Source organism: Priestia sp. YIM B13491 (assembly GCF_042787605.1).
Taxonomy (GTDB): Bacteria; Bacillota; Bacilli; order Bacillales; family Bacillaceae_H; genus Priestia; species Priestia megaterium_E.
Genome location: NZ_JBHZOR010000001.1, coordinates 1,070,148 through 1,086,028 on the forward strand (window position 1 = coordinate 1,070,148; position 15,881 = coordinate 1,086,028).

18 protein-coding genes and 1 riboswitch are annotated in these 15,881 nt (G+C 39.9%); of the genes, 12 read left to right on the forward strand and 6 right to left on the reverse strand.

The annotated features are described in order from the left end of the window. The first annotated feature begins 11 nt into the window (after positions 1-11). Complete coding sequence (locus ACFX4E_RS05525) at positions 12-656, forward strand: Bax inhibitor-1/YccA family protein (protein WP_028409806.1); 645 nt, start codon at positions 12-14, stop codon at positions 654-656. Between the two features lie 135 nt (positions 657-791). On the opposite strand, the gene ACFX4E_RS05530 is transcribed toward ACFX4E_RS05525, so the two are convergent. Next, the gene (locus ACFX4E_RS05530; RefSeq protein WP_377237804.1) at positions 792-1,040 is read right to left on the reverse strand and encodes a hypothetical protein; all 249 of its coding nucleotides are present in this window, start codon (positions 1,038-1,040) and stop codon (positions 792-794) included. Between the two features lie 158 nt (positions 1,041-1,198). Between ACFX4E_RS05530 and ACFX4E_RS05535 the strand changes: the two genes are divergently transcribed. Both ACFX4E_RS05535 and ACFX4E_RS05540 read left to right on the forward strand, forming a co-directional pair. Beyond that, the gene (locus tag ACFX4E_RS05535) at positions 1,199-1,756 is read left to right on the forward strand and encodes a hypothetical protein (RefSeq protein ID WP_377258876.1); all 558 of its coding nucleotides are present in this window, start codon (positions 1,199-1,201) and stop codon (positions 1,754-1,756) included. Continuing rightward, a complete protein-coding gene (locus tag ACFX4E_RS05540; protein ID WP_377258878.1) occupies positions 1,749-1,880 on the forward strand; it encodes a hypothetical protein in 132 nt (43 codons plus the stop codon). The genes ACFX4E_RS05535 and ACFX4E_RS05540 overlap by 8 nt, the downstream gene beginning before the upstream one ends. 106 nt (positions 1,881-1,986) lie before the next feature. Here the strand turns inward: ACFX4E_RS05540 and ACFX4E_RS05545 are convergent, their stop codons facing one another. From ACFX4E_RS05545 to ACFX4E_RS05555, 3 genes are all read right to left on the reverse strand, one after another. Then, complete coding sequence (locus ACFX4E_RS05545) at positions 1,987-2,148, reverse strand: hypothetical protein (protein WP_377237803.1); 162 nt, start codon at positions 2,146-2,148, stop codon at positions 1,987-1,989. Positions 2,149-2,215: 67 nt separating this feature from the next. Next, positions 2,216-3,532: a CitMHS family transporter gene (locus ACFX4E_RS05550; RefSeq protein WP_013084478.1), complete on the reverse strand. Its 1,317-nt coding sequence runs from the start codon at positions 3,530-3,532 to the stop codon at positions 2,216-2,218. Between the two features lie 296 nt (positions 3,533-3,828). Further along, entirely contained in the window at positions 3,829-4,689 is an 861-nt protein-coding gene (locus ACFX4E_RS05555; protein ID WP_025750019.1) for a LysR family transcriptional regulator, read from the reverse strand. 184 nt (positions 4,690-4,873) lie between these two features. On the opposite strand from ACFX4E_RS05555, the gene ACFX4E_RS05560 reads away from it, so the two are divergent. The 3 genes from ACFX4E_RS05560 to ACFX4E_RS05570 all read left to right on the forward strand — a co-directional run bounded on the left by ACFX4E_RS05560 (position 4,874) and on the right by ACFX4E_RS05570 (position 7,603). Beyond that, positions 4,874-6,001, forward strand: coding sequence for a 2-methylaconitate cis-trans isomerase PrpF family protein (locus ACFX4E_RS05560; RefSeq protein ID WP_377258936.1), 1,128 nt, complete (start codon positions 4,874-4,876; stop codon positions 5,999-6,001). 94 nt (positions 6,002-6,095) lie between these two features. Next, positions 6,096-6,764 carry a cyclase family protein gene (locus ACFX4E_RS05565; RefSeq protein ID WP_377258881.1) on the forward strand — a complete coding sequence of 223 codons (669 nt, stop codon included), beginning with the start codon at positions 6,096-6,098 and terminating at the stop codon, positions 6,762-6,764. Next, positions 6,761-7,603 carry a GNAT family N-acetyltransferase gene (locus ACFX4E_RS05570; protein ID WP_098791988.1) on the forward strand — a complete coding sequence of 281 codons (843 nt, stop codon included), beginning with the start codon at positions 6,761-6,763 and terminating at the stop codon, positions 7,601-7,603. Before ACFX4E_RS05565 ends, ACFX4E_RS05570 begins: the two co-directional genes overlap by 4 nt. Before the next feature lie 27 nt (positions 7,604-7,630). Here the strand turns inward: ACFX4E_RS05570 and ACFX4E_RS05575 are convergent, their stop codons facing one another. Next, positions 7,631-8,215, reverse strand: a complete 585-nt coding sequence (locus tag ACFX4E_RS05575; RefSeq protein ID WP_377237801.1) for a YjgB family protein — start codon at positions 8,213-8,215, stop codon at positions 7,631-7,633. Between the two features lie 335 nt (positions 8,216-8,550). Here ACFX4E_RS05575 and ACFX4E_RS05580 point away from each other — a divergent pair, with 335 nt between their 5' ends. Together ACFX4E_RS05580 and ACFX4E_RS05585 are read left to right on the forward strand one after the other, a co-directional pair. Next, entirely contained in the window at positions 8,551-10,161 is a 1,611-nt protein-coding gene (locus tag ACFX4E_RS05580) for a putative polysaccharide biosynthesis protein (protein ID WP_377237800.1), read from the forward strand. 13 nt (positions 10,162-10,174) lie between these two features. Beyond that, a complete protein-coding gene (locus ACFX4E_RS05585; RefSeq protein ID WP_098966656.1) occupies positions 10,175-10,543 on the forward strand; it encodes a hypothetical protein in 369 nt (122 codons plus the stop codon). A gap of 90 nt (positions 10,544-10,633) precedes the next feature. Here the strand turns inward: ACFX4E_RS05585 and ACFX4E_RS05590 are convergent, their stop codons facing one another. Next, on the reverse strand, positions 10,634-10,792 hold the full coding sequence (locus tag ACFX4E_RS05590) for a hypothetical protein (protein ID WP_377258884.1): 159 nt from the start codon (positions 10,790-10,792) through the stop codon (positions 10,634-10,636). Positions 10,793-11,121: 329 nt separating this feature from the next. Beyond that, positions 11,122-11,228: riboswitch (SAM riboswitch) on the forward strand. A gap of 75 nt (positions 11,229-11,303) precedes the next feature. On the opposite strand from ACFX4E_RS05590, the gene ACFX4E_RS05595 reads away from it, so the two are divergent. The 4 genes from ACFX4E_RS05595 to ACFX4E_RS05610 all read left to right on the forward strand — a co-directional run bounded on the left by ACFX4E_RS05595 (position 11,304) and on the right by ACFX4E_RS05610 (position 15,875). Beyond that, on the forward strand, positions 11,304-12,314 hold the full coding sequence (locus tag ACFX4E_RS05595) for a BMP family lipoprotein (RefSeq protein WP_028409815.1): 1,011 nt from the start codon (positions 11,304-11,306) through the stop codon (positions 12,312-12,314). Between the two features lie 82 nt (positions 12,315-12,396). Continuing rightward, a complete protein-coding gene (locus tag ACFX4E_RS05600) occupies positions 12,397-13,929 on the forward strand; it encodes an ABC transporter ATP-binding protein (protein WP_377258939.1) in 1,533 nt (510 codons plus the stop codon). Next, positions 13,904-14,971, forward strand: coding sequence for an ABC transporter permease (locus tag ACFX4E_RS05605; RefSeq protein WP_377258887.1), 1,068 nt, complete (start codon positions 13,904-13,906; stop codon positions 14,969-14,971). The genes ACFX4E_RS05600 and ACFX4E_RS05605 overlap by 26 nt, the downstream gene beginning before the upstream one ends. Beyond that, positions 14,958-15,875, forward strand: coding sequence for an ABC transporter permease (locus tag ACFX4E_RS05610; RefSeq protein WP_377258889.1), 918 nt, complete (start codon positions 14,958-14,960; stop codon positions 15,873-15,875). The genes ACFX4E_RS05605 and ACFX4E_RS05610 overlap by 14 nt, the downstream gene beginning before the upstream one ends. Positions 15,876-15,881 lie beyond the last annotated feature (6 nt).

The following is a 15,881-nucleotide window of genomic DNA, read 5'->3' on the forward strand; positions in this document are numbered from 1 at the left end:
AGGTTTTACACATGCAAGAAGTGATTGGAGTAGAGCAGCGGTCTCTGTTTCAAAAAGTATTAGTAACATTTATTTTTTCGTTATTTATTTCAACAGTTGGCTTATATGTAGGTCAATATGTGCCTCCGGCTTATTTCCTTCCGTTAGCGATTGCTGAACTTGTGATGCTGGTTGCCGCATTTATGTTACGAAAGAAAAAAAGCGTAGGATATGGCTTTACATATGCTTTTTCATTTATATCAGGCATCACGCTGTTTCCGATTGTCAGCTATTATGCATCAGTAGCGGGGGCGCAAGTTGTTCTTTATGCCTTTGGAAGCACGTTCGTTATTTTTACGGTGATGGGTGTAATTGGGGCAAAAACAAAAAAAGATTTAGGGTTTTTAGGCAGCTTTTTATTAGTAGCGCTGTTAGCACTAGTGTGTATCAGCATTTTCTCGCTGTTTAGTCCCTTAACAACGCCTGGACTCATGGCATTTTCAGTGATTGGTACCATCGTTTTCTCACTTTATGTACTGTATGATTTTAATAAAATGAAGCACGGTGAAATCACAGAAGAGCTTGTTCCACTGCTGGCACTATCTCTTTATTTAGACTTTATTAATCTATTCATCAACTTGCTTCGCTTTTTTGGTATTTTAGGCAGCGATGATTAATAAGAAAGAGGCTGGGACAAAAGTGTTTTAGCTGAAGGAAGATCCGAACGATGAAGATTCTTGATGGAGAATCAACTTCGTTCGGATTTTTTATTGGTAGGATGAGCGTAGATTACAATCTCTTTTTTGTTTTAGTTATTCTCCGCCGTCCCCATCTCCATCTCCATCCTCGCTAACGTCATCCTCTGTTTTTTCATAGTTTGGTCCGGTAGCGTAAGGATCTTTAAAAAACTTTTCAAGCCACGTGGAACTTGTAGCGACCGCGCCGTTTTTAGCGTGAATAAATTCACTGATTGTATATATTTCAACGACGTGCTTTCGATATTTCCGAAATAAAAATGCACTGGCAACGACGCCAATGCTGATGATTATATACGTATTCATGAAATCCTCCTTATAAAAGGGTTAGTGTTATGTATGCCAGATAAGAAAAGGATATGCGAATCTAAAACAAGTTCGTTTAGTGGTGCGGGTCTTTGGAAAAGTGGTAGTATAGAGCTGGTACATAGAGAACGTAAACTTTTTTGGAAGGATGCATGTTAGTGGTGAATTTTAAAGAGTTTTTTACTATTTCTTCGTATGAAGTAATGGAGCATTTGAGTCGAAAAGAAAACGGAAAGAATATAGATGAATACGAAGTGATGTTATATAACGAAAACGTTAGTCAAACAGAAAATGTGATGATTAAGTTTAAAAAGGTGAGCGATGAAATAGCAGTGGAAAAGGTCCAAACGTTCTCTTACTTTGATCAACAGAGTCCCAAACATCCCTGTAAGATTTGCGGCAGTGAAGTGATGGTAAAAGAGAACAGCACTGAAGAACTAAATGTTTACGCACATAATTGTTCATTTAACTATGAAGAAATAGAGTGCTGTTTAAGAGAACTAGTACAAAATGAACTTTTACAGGATAGATTTACTCAAGAAGAATTCGACCGGAACTATGGAGTTAACTATCGTGATGACGCTAACCAGCAATATAGCTTTTACGATGCCCAGCAAAGAGATACTTTCTACACCATCTTTAACGATAGTGTTTATCACACCTCTTACGCACGCAGGACCACAAGAGCTCCGCTGCAAGTTTTGCGGGATGGATGAAGAGCTGCTTGTTGTAGACGGAGCTTTCTACCAAAAGTGCACAGTGCTAACTCCACATACAAATCAAATTATTAATATGATTGAAGCAAGAAAACAAAACGAACCAGACGTAACAAAACGTTGAGGAGAGAAAAGGGGACGAAGTCTCAGAAGAACATAAAAAAAGAAGCTTCCTTTTGAGCGAAAGGAAGCTTATCAAGTTTGTACCTATAGGGTTGAGTGGTGCATAATTAAATAGCTAACGGAATAACCGATGAATCATTAAAGTAAACAATTTCTGAAAGAATGGTGCAGCCTTTCAGGTTTTTGAGCTGAGAAAGGGCTTCTTCTTTGCTATCAAACTCGTACATTCTCATTTCACCTTTTCCTACATAACACGTAATTACATACATTTTAGAAGTACCTCCACCTATCATTTATCAATTTATTAATAAAGAGCCATAACGGCTTTTATTCCTATTAAAATAGCGTAAGTGCGCCTGTGACAATAGCAAGGACAATGAGAACAAGAGACGTTAAAATGGCCCATTTAAATGCAAATCGCTGATGTTCACCAAGATCAACACCTACCATACCTACAAGTAAGAAAGTAGACGCAACGAGCGGGCTTAACAGATGAACAGGTTGTCCGAGCACTGAAGCTCGCGCAATTTCCATCGGATCAATTCCGTAAGAAGCAGCTGTTTCAGCGAATATTGGTAAAACACCGAAGTAATAAGCGTCGTTACTCATCACGAATGTAAACGGCATGCTTGTTAAAGCAACGATCGTCGGTAAAAATGAACCGAGTGAATCAGGAACTAAATGAATTAACAGGCTTGCCATTTCATCAACCATTTTAGTGCCGGATAGTATTCCTGTAAAAATACCGGCTGCAAAAACAAGTGCTGCCACGGTCAGTGCGTTGCCTGCATGAGCCATTAAACGTTCTTTTTGATCCTCAAGTTTTGGATAGTTAATCATAAGAGCAAGCGCAAAGCCAATCATAAATAAAACAGAAACTGACCAAATGCCTGAAACCAATACGACCATGAGTGCAATGGTTAAAGCTAAGTTGATCCAGATTTTTTTAGGCTGTGTAATATCTTCTTGAGAAGTTAAAGATGCGTCTTCAGCAAACGCAAGCGAGCTTTTTAATTCAAACTGCTCGATGTCAATAGCACCAAGTCGTCTGCGCTCTTTTTTTCCAAGAATATAGCCTGTAAAAACAACCCACAAAGCTCCGCCAATTAGCGTTGGAAGAAGTGGAATAAAGAACTCTGATGCATCAAGGTGAAGGGCGACAATCGCACGAGTAGCCGGGCCTCCCCAAGGCGTCATGCTGCTCATAATACTAAGAGAAAGCATCGCAACTGTCGTTAACACTAACGGACTCATATTCAGGCGTTTATAAAGTGGAAGAAGAGCAGAAACCGTAATCATATAAGTGGTTGTACCGTCTCCGTCTAGTGCAACTAAAAGCGATAGAAGAGCCGTTCCGATGACGATTTTAAGCGGATCGCCTTTTACGATTTTTAACAGCTGCTTAATTAATGGATCAAACAGTCCGGCATCAATCATAACCCCAAAATATAAGATGGCGAACAACAGCATCGCAGCTGACGGAGCTACTTGTTTTAGACCTTCTAGCATCATGTCTCCGACGCCTTTGCCAAACCCTCCAATCACTGCAAAAAGAAGTGGAATGACCATTAAAGCTACGATAGGAGACATCCTTTTTGACATAATGAGATACGTAAAGACAATAATCATTGTAAAACCTAGTAGTGCTAGCATTCAAACAACCTCCTTTATTTTCCCTCTTTTCTCTGAAAGCGTTTTCTTTTAGAGTAAAAAAACGTGACTAACACCTCTCATCCCCATGTATGAGCCGTAGTTTGATTATTAAGAATTTTTAAAGCCGCTCTTTACTCCCGCTGATGTTTCTTGTTTTCATGTTAGTACATTTTTAAAAATAAAGGAAATATAGGTTTTTTTAGAAAGTTCATAAAAAATTTTTATAATGGTAGTCTAGAAAAAAGCTTGGTCTAAAAGAGAGATTCTTCCAAGACGCAAACTTTTTAGCTTTGGCTTTATTTTTCACTTAGCTTTAAAAAGTCAATAAACGCTTTCACGACCGATAGATTCAAGTAAGAAGGATCATACATGAGCCACGTGTTTCGAAGCAAAGGTGATTCATCTCGGTACGAAAGTCCGTATGTATATAAGTTGTCGCTGGAGTGAAGGCAAATTTCAGGTAAAATGGCAAAGCCTAAATCATTTTTGACCATTTCTTTGGCTGTTTCTTGCCGGTCAACTTCCATTGCCACAAACGGAGGCTCTGAAAACTTGTCATGCCACCAGTCTTGAATGAGATCTTTTAGCGACGTATCGGTTTTATAGTTAATATAAGGCAGGTTCGGCAAGTCATCGATCGCAATCTCTTTTTTCGAAATTAAGCATAGCCGTTCTTTCGTCAGCAGTGATTTCTCTCCGTTCCACGGGTAATTGCCTCGTAAAATGCCAACGTGCACACGCGAAGAGTCTAATAGATTCATAACTTGCGTACTCCAGCCCGTATTGACGCTGAACTGTACATTTGGGTAGTGAAGAGAGAACTGTTTTAAAATTTTAGGAAGCTTATGCTGTGCAAAGTTACTCGATACCCCTAAGCGAAGCGTTCCCGTAACGGTTTCGCTCATATTACGCATGCTGTCTTTTGTTTCCTGCAGCTGCTTCCACATATTTTCCGCATAGCGAACAAGATGCTCACCTTCAGATGTAAACTCAATTCCTTTTTTCGTTTTGAAAAAAAGCGACACGCCAAATTCTTCCTCAAGATTTTTAAGGCGGTAGCTTAAAGAAGGCTGCGATACGTAGAGCCTTTCAGCCGTTCGCGTAATGTTCTTTTCTTCGTGAAGCGTTTTAATTAATATCCAATCTTTTTGATCCATCCCGATTCCCCCTTGTATTTAGATTATAAAAAAATTTTTAAAAAGACAATAAATTTTATGTATTTTACTTATGACCACCTCTATTATACGATAAATGGCAAATGAACCGGTTCTAAATAGTAAAAAAATAAAATGGTTTGATGAACGCCTCGGCGTTTGTTAGTAGGGGAGAAAGGTGATTAATATGACGCGTATTCCTGTAACGGTTATGAGAGGTGGAACAAGTAAAGGGGTTTTTATCAATCATGAAGAAATGCCTGTGAACAAATCGGATTGGGAACCGTTTTTGCTAGATATAATGGGAAGTCCGGATCAACGTCAAATTGACGGACTCGGCGGAGCTAATTCGCTGACAAGTAAAATCGCGATTATAAAAAAATCAGATTTAGAGAAAGCTGACGTAGATTACACGTTTGCGCAGGTTAGCATCAGCGAATCTCTCGTTGATTTTAAAGGAAACTGCGGCAATATCTCTTCAGCGGTCGGACCTTATGCAATCGAACAAGGACTTGTACAAGCTGTGGAACCGGTGACTAAAGTGCGGATCTATAATACAAATACCAAAAAAGTAATCGTAGCGGAAGTAGAAGTAGAAAACGGGAAAGTGAAAACAGAAGGATCCTGTATGATTCCTGGAGTGCCAGGTACGGGTTCACCCATTTATCTTTCGTTTGAAAACGGAGAAGGAGCCGTTACTGGAAAACTGCTTCCAACCGGGAACGCTATCGATCTTCTGCCAACATCCATTGGGACGATAAAAGCATCAATTGTTGATGTAGGAAATCCGCTTGTATTTGTTAAAGCAGAGGATATTGGCCTAAAGGGAGCAGAACTTCCGCATGAATACACGGACAAACAGCTGAAACTATTTGAAGAAATTCGCTCCATTGCAGCGGAAAAAGCGGGGCTCGCACCTCAAGACAAAGCAACTAAACTATCACCAGCGGTTCCAAAAATGACGATTATTGCTCCTCCTATGGACCATCGCGACGGGACTGGCAGAGAAAAAGCTGCTTCTCAAATGGACGTATTAATCCGCATGATGTCGATGCAAAAACCGCATCAAACGCTTGCGATTACAGGAGCAATTTGTACAACGGCGGCTATCTATACAAAAGGCACGCTTCCGTCAGAAATGGTTCAATTAAAAGGCGATACCGTTCGACTTGCTCATCCAATGGGAATTATGGAAACCAGTGTGGATCTAAAAGATGGACAGGTTAACGGAATCAAAGTAGTGCGTACAGCCCGTCTTATTTTTGAAGGATTTGTTTATACAAAGCATACGTATGATGTATGTTTATCAAGTTAATAATGTTCTCTAAAAAAAGCTCTTTCTAGGAAACTAGGAAGAGCTTTTTTATGTTAGAATATTTTTACTGAATATTGAAAAAGTGGGTGAAAGTATGAAAAAAAGAACGTATATTGATCTAAGCCACATCATTGAAGACGGAGTTATCACACATAAAGGCTTGCCGGCACCGATCATTTGCGACTATTTAAGCCGAGAAGAGTCTAGAAAGCTTTATGAACCAGGCACTGAATTTCAAATCGGTAAAATTGAAATGGTCACGAATACCGGTACGTATATTGACGTGCCGTTTCACAGATACAAAGACGGAGCGGATTTAGCTCAAACGGCTATTGATAAAACAGCCGGGTTAGAAGGAATAGTCGTTTCAGTTGATCCGACTTTAAAAGCGATTGATGAATCTCATTTTCAACATGTAGATGTAAAAGGCAAAGCGGTATTAATTCATACGGGATGGGATCACTACTGGAATACAGACGATTATTTAGAAAATCATCCATACTTAACAGAAAGCGCGGCAGCTTATTTAGTGTCTCAACAGCCCGCTCTTGTCGGAATTGATTCGATGAATATTGACGATACAAAAGGAAAAGCAAGACCAGCTCATACGCTGCTGTTAGGAGCGGACGTTGTAATTGCTGAACACTTATGTCACTTAGATCAACTAAAGGAGGAGTCCTTTTTATTTTACGCCGTGCCTCCTAAAATAAAAGGAGTTGGAACGTTTCCGGTAAGAGCATTTGCGGAGGTAGAAAGAAAATGATCCAGTTACATAGATATAGAGAAGTGCAGGAATTTAAAAACCAAGTAGAGCCGCTTTTATCAAAGAATGAAGTTCTTCATAACTTAGCGCTCGGCATTTTACACAGCTTGCAGGAAAACAGCAAACCAAATTTTATGGGTGTTATTTTAAAAGACAGCCGTGCTGCGCTTGTGTTGCTGCAAACACATCCTAAGCAAATCATCCTGTCTCACATACAGAAGCTAACGGAGGGTGAACTAAGCGAAGCGGCAGAGCTGCTACAAGAAATCGACATACCGGGCTTAGTTGGAGAAAGACAAATGGTTTTATATCTTTCTCAAAAGCTAGCAGATTTAAAAAATCAAGAAGCTTCTTTGAAAATGGATCAGCGCATTTATCGGTTAGACAAAGTAAAAAAAGCAGCGGATGCTGACGGAGTGCTGGTAAAAGCAAGGTTGGAGCATCTTCCGCTCGTGACAGAATGGATTTGGGAGTTTATGGGCGTCATTGGAGAGCCTGTATCAAAAGAACAAGCTGCCAAAACAGGAGAAGCTTTTATTAAAGCAGGAAGGTTATTCCTATGGGAAGTGAATGGCAAGTATGTGTCGATTGCCAATGCTACGCGTCCAACGGCCCATAACATTACGATTAACTATGTGTACACACCTCTTGAAGAACGTAAAAAAGGCTATGCCTCAAGCTGTGTATCCACGCTTTCTCAGCTTATGCTAGACGAAGGATTTCAAACAACAAGTTTATACACAGATATGACAAATCCTACGTCTAACAAGATTTATATGGAGATTGGGTATGAACACGTAGCGGATTCAGCATTGGTTTTATTTCATGAAAAAAAGTAGCAGACAGCCTGCTACTTTTTCTATTACTTAAGGTTTTTTAACTAAATTAACGTGATTTAACGTTTTGCTATCATCAAAAATGAATTCAAGATCATAGGCGCCGGCGTGATAGGTGTACTTCGTTTGAGTAGTACCATCACCTTTTACTTTGCCTGTAAAGTTCGGCTGACCTAATTCTTTCTTTAAGTTAGCTTGGGTGATGGAGCCTAGATTTGTTTGACGCTCTACATTTGTACCAAAATAGCGGATTTCGTTGATGACGTTATTTTGATCATAGCCAAATGCGTATCCAGGGTGACCCATTTCCGAGTGATAGTAGTCAAAGTTGTTTGATGAACCTTCAGGCGGGGGACCGAACTGATCGCGAACGTCTTGACGCAGTGTTTTGCCAATTTTGAAGTCTGCCGTTAAGCGTGGCACTTCACCTTTTACTGCGGCGTTGTAAATTTCATTAATGTTTTTTACAGCTGTTTGACTTTGACTGCTTGTTTCTTGAGATGTAGCTGCATGTGCTGGTGTATCAAGCTGAGCGACAGGAGCAAATCCAAACGCAGCAATTCCTGTAATCGTTGCAGCCGCCGCTGCTTTTGATAGTCGTTGTTTCATTTTCATGATTTTTTCCTCCTATATATAACGATTTAGCAACCTCAGTCTACCTAAAAGAGCAGGTAGGCCAGAATGGTCAAGGAGTCTTAGTTTAGTTGGTAACTGATATATATATATAATTTAACACGTCTTTTAGAATGTAAACGTCAGGTAAAGTAAAAAGCAAAAAACGCTTCATTTATCATAGGTTAAAAGATTGGTTTATATTCCTTTATTAGGTAAAAAACGTAATATAGAGAGGGTTCTAATGTTTTATAAAAAACTAGATAATAATTGTAAGTATGATACAATAAATCAAGTATTTGTTAAAAATACAATATTTATTTCTGGGGTTTTGATGTATGGAAAAAAATTTGATGAGAGGTACGCTTTTGTTAACAGCGTCTTCTTTGCTAACAAAAATTTTAGGTTTTATTTATATTATTCCGTTTACGGCCTTGGTGGGAACGTCAGGATACGCGCTTTATAAGTATGCATACGGTCCATACACCTTGATGCTAAGCTTGTCGACGATGGGTCTTCCGCTTGCTGTTTCAAAGTATATATCAAAATATAACGGTCTTGGAAACTACCGTGCTGGACAAGATCTATTAAAAGCAGGACTTCTATTAATGACGATAACGGGCATCATAGGCTTCTTAGTCCTCTATACGATGGCGCCGTGGCTTTCTGAGCTAGTGATTAACGGAAAAGATTCCTCAGGAAATAGTCAAAAAGACGTAGTATACGTGATTCGAATGGTGAGCTTTGCTTTAATTATTATCCCGCCTATGAGTCTATTACGAGGCTACTTTCAAGGTAACCAGTCCATGGGACCATCCGCGCTAAGTACAATTATTGAACAAATAGTGCGCGTGCTGTTTATTTTAGCAGGAGCATACGCTGTTATTCACCTTTTTCATAGCACGATGACAAAAGCTGTTGGAATCGGTACGTTTGGAGCGTTTGTTGGAGGCGTAGGGGGTATAGGAATTCTCGGTGCGACTTATCTAAAACGCAAGCGGCTGATTATGAAGGAAGTAAACAGCGGAAAGAATAATAAATTCATTTCGTTCTCTTCAATGTTCAAAGAGCTTGTGACGTACGCTGTTCCATTTGTCTTAGTTGGTTTAGCGATTCCAATCTATCAAAATATTGATACGTTTACGATTAACATCCTTTTTCAATCAATAGGGTATGGACAAGCTAAAGCCGAAATAATCAACTCTGTCATTGGATTAGCTCAGATTTTAGTGATGGTGCCGGTATCGCTAGCCACCGCCTTCAGCATGTCGCTGATTCCCGGCATTACATCTTCTTTTGTGCAGGGAAATTTACGAGAAGTAAAAGGAAAGATTACAAAAACGCTGCAACTGCTGTTATTTTTTACTCTTCCTGCTGCTGTGGGGCTTTGTTTATTAGGCAAGCCGGTATATATGATGATTTTTGGAGCAAAAAACAGTCCTGAAATCGGTGGAGTTGTTTTACAATGGTACGCGCCTGCTGCCGTTTTATTTGCTCTTTTTACAGTAACAGCCGCAATTCTCCAAGGAATTAATCAGCAAAAGAAGCTAATTTTAGGCTTGGGCTTAGGAATTGTTGTGAAGCTAGTATTAAACGTACTGTTGGTTTCAAGCTTAAAAGAAATTGGACCGGTTGTCGCGACTTACGGAGGGTATGGTGTATCGGTTATATATAACTTTTATTTAATTGAAAAATCCATTTCTTACCGAGTTCAATCACTGGGACAAGCTGCGTTGACACCTGTTTTATTAGTAAGTGTGATGTCAGCCGCTGTGATTATCGGCAATTATACTTCTCACTATTTTTTAGAAAATAAGCTGTCTGCATCTTCACTTGCAATTAGTACATCTTGTATTTCAATTGCTTTAGGTGCTGCCGTGTATCTAGGACTTGGCGTAAAAACAAGTTTAGGGCAATCCGTTGTATTAAATAGAAGAAAAAGAATGTAAAGGAGAGAAAGTAGTGTCAAAACGATTTGTACTAACCGTAGCGGCTGGAGGATGTATAATAATTTCCGGCGCGCTGCTGCTATTAAATTGGGAAAGAGTGTTTGGAGATTATCGTCCCATTCAAACAGCAACAGCTGTATTCAAGTTAGAAGTGGGAAGTCAAGATGTAGCAAAGACTACGGATTCAGATGATGCTCTTCACTATATGGTTAAAAAAGGGCATTTAGATGAATATATTCAACTGATGAATGAAAAAGGCTATGTGTTAAAAGAAAAAGACATTAATCATAACCGACTTGTTTTTAACGATGGACAAGAGGATGAGCAAATTTACTACAAGCGCTTTGCTAGGAAGTATACGATGATTGATGGAGAAGGGTAAAAGCATTCACTGAGAATAACTACATACTAAAATCATTAAAAGAAAACACCACCTTGCGAATAAAAGGGGGTGTTTTTTAGTTAGGTTATCTTATCTTAGTTTCGCTCTTGCTATACCTGTTACGACCATACTAGTAATAAAAATAACTACGATTCCAACATTGGTTGGGTTATCAAAAAAGATTTTTGAAACCGCCAAAGCGATAATGAGTCCAATAGCTACTCCAGATAATTCTTTTATCAATTTCAACGTTAACACCTCTTAAAAAATATCGCTCAGGAAAAGTCTAACATTCTTGGTAAAGTGTTTTCAATCGATAGTGGATTAACAAAAGAGATGTAATAAAAGTGCTCTGCTACACATGATCCTTCTAGAAGACTAGCAGACTTACCGTAAGCGCTTTGCTAGGAGGCATACGATGATTAATTTAGAAGGTTGATCTGTATTTTAGTAGACTAAAACCGTATAATCCTATCTGTTTTTAAAGTTTTTTTGCGTAAAAAAAGAAAAATAATATTGACAATTGTTAAAAAACTATTAATATTGACTATATTACATAAAACAAATAGCTATTGTTTTCCTTATCAAGAGAGGTGGAGGGACTGGCCCTGTGAAACCCGGCAACCGCTGTCTATGACAGAATGGTGCCAAATCCTTAAGAACAGTATGTTCTTGAAGATGAGGAAGAGACGTTTGGTTAACGAGCTCTTCCTTTATATAAAGGAAGAGCTTTTTTTATATTATAGGGGGAGTAAGTTAAATGAAGAAGTTTCTTATTTTAGCCGTTGCGCTTGTACTACTCGTAACTGGCTGTCAGTCAAAAAGCACAAAAAGCAGTGGAAGTGAAGAGAAAGGAAAGAAGCGAATTGCTCTTGTTTTACCTGAAAAGATTGGAGTTAACCCGTTTTTTCAACAAATGGATGATGGAGCAAAACGCGCTGGAAAGAAGTATAACATTGATATAAAGACAATTGAATCCACGGACCAAGCAGCCATTGAAAGTAATTTGCGTGCTGCCGTAGCAGAAAATTATGATTTGATTATTACATCTTCTTTTGAATCCGAAGATGCGTTGAAAAAAGTAGCTCAAGAAAACCCGCAGCGTCAATTTGCGATTATTGATACAGTGGTCGATTTACCAAATGTAAGAAGCGTTGTATTCCGTGAACAAGAAGCTTCATATTTATTAGGAGCAGCAGCAGGATTGGTTACAAAAACGAATAAAGTAGGAATGGTTGCAGCAGATGATATTCCATTATTAAAAAAATGGACGGTAAGCTTTAAAGAAGGATTACAATCAACAAACCCCAAAGCCGAGTTTCTAGTAAACTACGTTGGAAGCTTCTCTGATCCAGCTAAAGCAAAAGAACTTGCTATTTTACAGGCTTCAAAAGGAGCTGACTTTATCGCCGGAGCTTCAGCGGTAGGCGACTTGGGTGTATTTGAAGCAGCAAAAGAAAAGGGTTTTTATACGGCTGGCCAAGATATTGACCGTACGGAAGTAGATCCTGAGCATATCGTTTTATCGCAGTTAAAAGGATCTGATGCGGCTGCTTATGAAACGGTAGAAGCACTCGCAAATGACAAATTTAAATCGGGCGTAGTGACATACGGCTTAAAAGAAAAAGGTGTTGGGTTAACGTATGTGACTCAAGACAGCAAGACACCTCTTAATGACTTTGTAGGGCAAGATGTAATTGATCAATTAAAAGAAATTAAAGATTCGATTATTGATGGAAAAACCGTGGTAAAAGATCCGTTAGCCAAGTGAGTTGAAAAGAGAAGTCGAGTAAGGCTGGCTTCTCTTTCTTATTTTTGAAAAAATCCTAAAGTGGAAAGGAGCAATGAATGGAATGAGTGAGCTGCTGCAGTTAACGAATTTGACGAAAAAATACGGTTCGTTTTTAGCGAATGATAACGTGTCATTTACGCTGAAAAAAGGCGAGGTTCACGCGCTGGTTGGAGAAAATGGCGCTGGGAAAACGACGTTAATGAGGATGCTTTACGGAATGGAAAAGCCGAGTTCAGGAAGTATTCAGCTACATGGGAAAACCGTCTCGTTTTCATCTCCTGCAGATGCCATTAAAAACGGAATAGGCATGGTGCATCAGCATTTTATGGTTTTTCCTCATTTTACAGTGGCTGAAAACATTGTCTTGGGGCATGAGCCAAAGAAAGGCCTCTTTTTTAATAGAAGGCAGGCGAAAGCAGATGTACAGCAATTAACCGAAACGTATCAAATTTCAGTAGATGTTCATAAAAAAGTAAAGCATTGCTCGATTGGAGAACAGCAAAAAATTGAAATTTTAAAAGTGCTGTATCAAGGAGCAGAAAACATTATTTTAGACGAGCCTACCGCCGTTCTTACTCCTCATGAAGTGAAGGAACTATTAAAAACAATCCGTTTTTTAGCTTCTCAAGGTAAAAGTATCGTTATTATTACACATAAGCTGCAAGAAGTGATGGAAGTAGCGGACCGCATTACGGTTCTTCGAAATGGTAAAGTAGCCGGCGTCACAAGTAAAGAAGATACCAATGCTCACCACCTAGCCAGGCTGATGGTAGGGCGAGAATTAAAAGAGCGTCCTGCAAGAATGCCATCAAAAGGTACCTCTCATTTAAACGTACAAAATCTCTTTCTAAAAGGAAAAGGACAAAAAAACGTATTGCAAAATGTGTCTCTTCACGTTTCTGCGGGCGAAATTGTCGGTATTGCAGGCGTGTCGGGAAATGGACAATCAGAGCTGCTTCAAGCCATTGCTGGATTAGTAGAAACAGATAGTGGCAGTATCAAACTTGGTGATGAGCACCTTACAGGGCGATCTGTGCGTGAAAGAAGAGAAGCAGGCATCGCTCATATTCCAGAAGACCGCTATATGTGGGGAGCCTCCAAAGACGATACGATTGAAGAAAATGCACTGATGGGCTATCAGTATAAACCTTCATTTTCAAAAATGGGCTGGTTAAAAAGAAAGATATTCAGTTCTAGTGTGAATGAATGGATAAACGAATTTTCGATTAAAGCCACTTCATCTAAGCAAAAAGCAGGAGAGCTGTCAGGGGGAAATCTGCAAAAATTGATTGTTGCCAGAGAGCTTGGCCAAAACACTTCTTTTCTACTTGCTGCTGAACCAACGCGAGGAGTAGATATTGGGGCAATGGAACGTATTCATGATGCTTTGATTCAAAAAAGGAATAATGGCTCCGCTATTTTACTTGTGTCTTCGGAACTGTCGGAGATTATCTCACTATCAGATCGAATTTTAGTTATGTACGAAGGCAGTATTGTTGGAGAGCTTACAAGGAAAGAAGCAACAGAAGAGAAACTAAGCATATTAATGGCAGGAGGAACGGTAGAAGGTGATACAGTTGCAGAAACTTCTTAAATCATTAATTCAGCCGATTATTGCAGTTATTTTTGGCTTAGCAATAGGAGGCATTATTATTTCCTTAACTGGTGGTTCGGTTCTTCAAACATATACAGAGCTCTGGAATGGAGCGTTTGGTAATTTTTATTTCTTCACTACTACGCTGGCTCGCGCTACGCCTATTCTTTTAATTGCGTTAGGTGTCGGGTTTGCTTTTAGAGCAGGTGTGTTTAATTTAGGGGGAGAAGGACAGATGGTCGTTGGAGCGATTAGCGCAGCAATTGTCGCTTATTACCTGCCAGCTCCTGGGATAGTCAAGCTTATAGCGGCTATTGCAGCTGCTGTTGTGGCAGGAGGTTTGCTTTCCGTTTTAGCCGGTTGGATGGAAGCCGCGTTTAAAATTCAGCTTGTCATTTCAACACTTTTGTTAAATTATATCGCTGTTTTATTTGCAAGCTATTTAGCAGGCCATCCGTTTCAAGACAAAACAGGCTCAGCAGCTCTTGCTCAAACGCCTATGATTGAGCAATCGGCGTGGCTTGGAAAAGTGTTTCAAGGAATGCCTCTTCATATCGGGTTTATCATTGCTCTAATCGGTGCGCTTCTGCTGTGGACGGTGCTTCGCTACTCTGTGTTTGGGTACGAAGTGAACGCATCCGGAAAAAATCCGTTGTTCGGGGCGTATGGAGGTATTCATCAAGTAAAAGTCATGCTGCTTAGTATGTTTATTAGCGGGAGCTTGGCTGGATTAGCCGGAGGATTTGAAGTTCTTGGTTCACAGTATCGTTTTGTAGACGGTGCGCTGACCGTTCCTGGATATGCGTGGACTGGAGTGATGGCTGCCTTGTTAGCAAACTCGAATCCGATCGGCATTGTTTTTACGTCTCTTTTACTTGCCGCTTTGCAAACAGGAGCGATGGGGCTGGAGCGTAATACAGAAATTCCGTTAGAAATTGCGAGTATTATGCAAGCTGTGCTCATTCTATTTATCTCAGCAAAATTCACAAAGCAGTGGTGGAGAGCAAAAAAGAAAGGAGCTGATATTCGTGGAGCTGCTTGATTGGTCACTGTTAAATGCAACGTTACGAATGGTTGCGCCTATTTTATTAGCGGCGCTGGGCGGGATGCTTTGCGCGCGCGTAGGCATATTTAATGTAGGGCTAGAAGGTCTGATTTTGATTGGAGCTTTTAGCGGGGTTGCCGGCAACTATTATACTCATAATGTCTTTTTTGCGATCGTGATTGCTGCTGGAGCAAGCTTGCTTTTTGCGTTGCTGTTTGGAATGATGGTCGTGGTGTTTAAAGCGAACGAAATTGTGGTTGGGGTGTCTATTAATTTTTTAGCACTGGGCTTAACGACCTTTTTACTCCGGACAATTTTTCATACAAAAGGTGCTTATTACGATAAAAACATGCACGGAATAGGCACATGGGATATTCCTTTGATTAAAGATATACCTGTAATCGGCGACATTATTTCAGGACAGTCGCCGCTTGTCTATTTTGCTTTTTTAGCAGCAATTGCTTTTTATATCTTCTTTTATCGAACAATTTTCGGTTTTCGGCTCCTAGCAGTAGGCTACAATCAAGTAGCAGCAAGTACGCTTGGCTTAAAAGCGATCAGATATCAGCTGTTTGCGATTGCAGCATGCGGAATTCTGTGTGGGATTGCCGGGGCGCAGCTTTCATTAGGACAAGTGACGATGTTCTCAGAAGGCATGACTTCAGGACGTGGATTTATCGCACTTGTTGCGATGATGCTCGGTCAGTCTCATCCGCTCGGTATTTTAGCATCAAGTATACTTTTTGGCTTAATGGATGCGGTGAGTACACGGCTGCAAGGTTTTTCAATACCGACCGAGTTTACGATGATGGTCCCTTACGTGCTGACATTAGCAGCGATGTTTTTCTTGCGAGATAAAGGAGTCGAAACGAATCAAACAAGTCAGCAAAGTGCACGCTGATAAAAA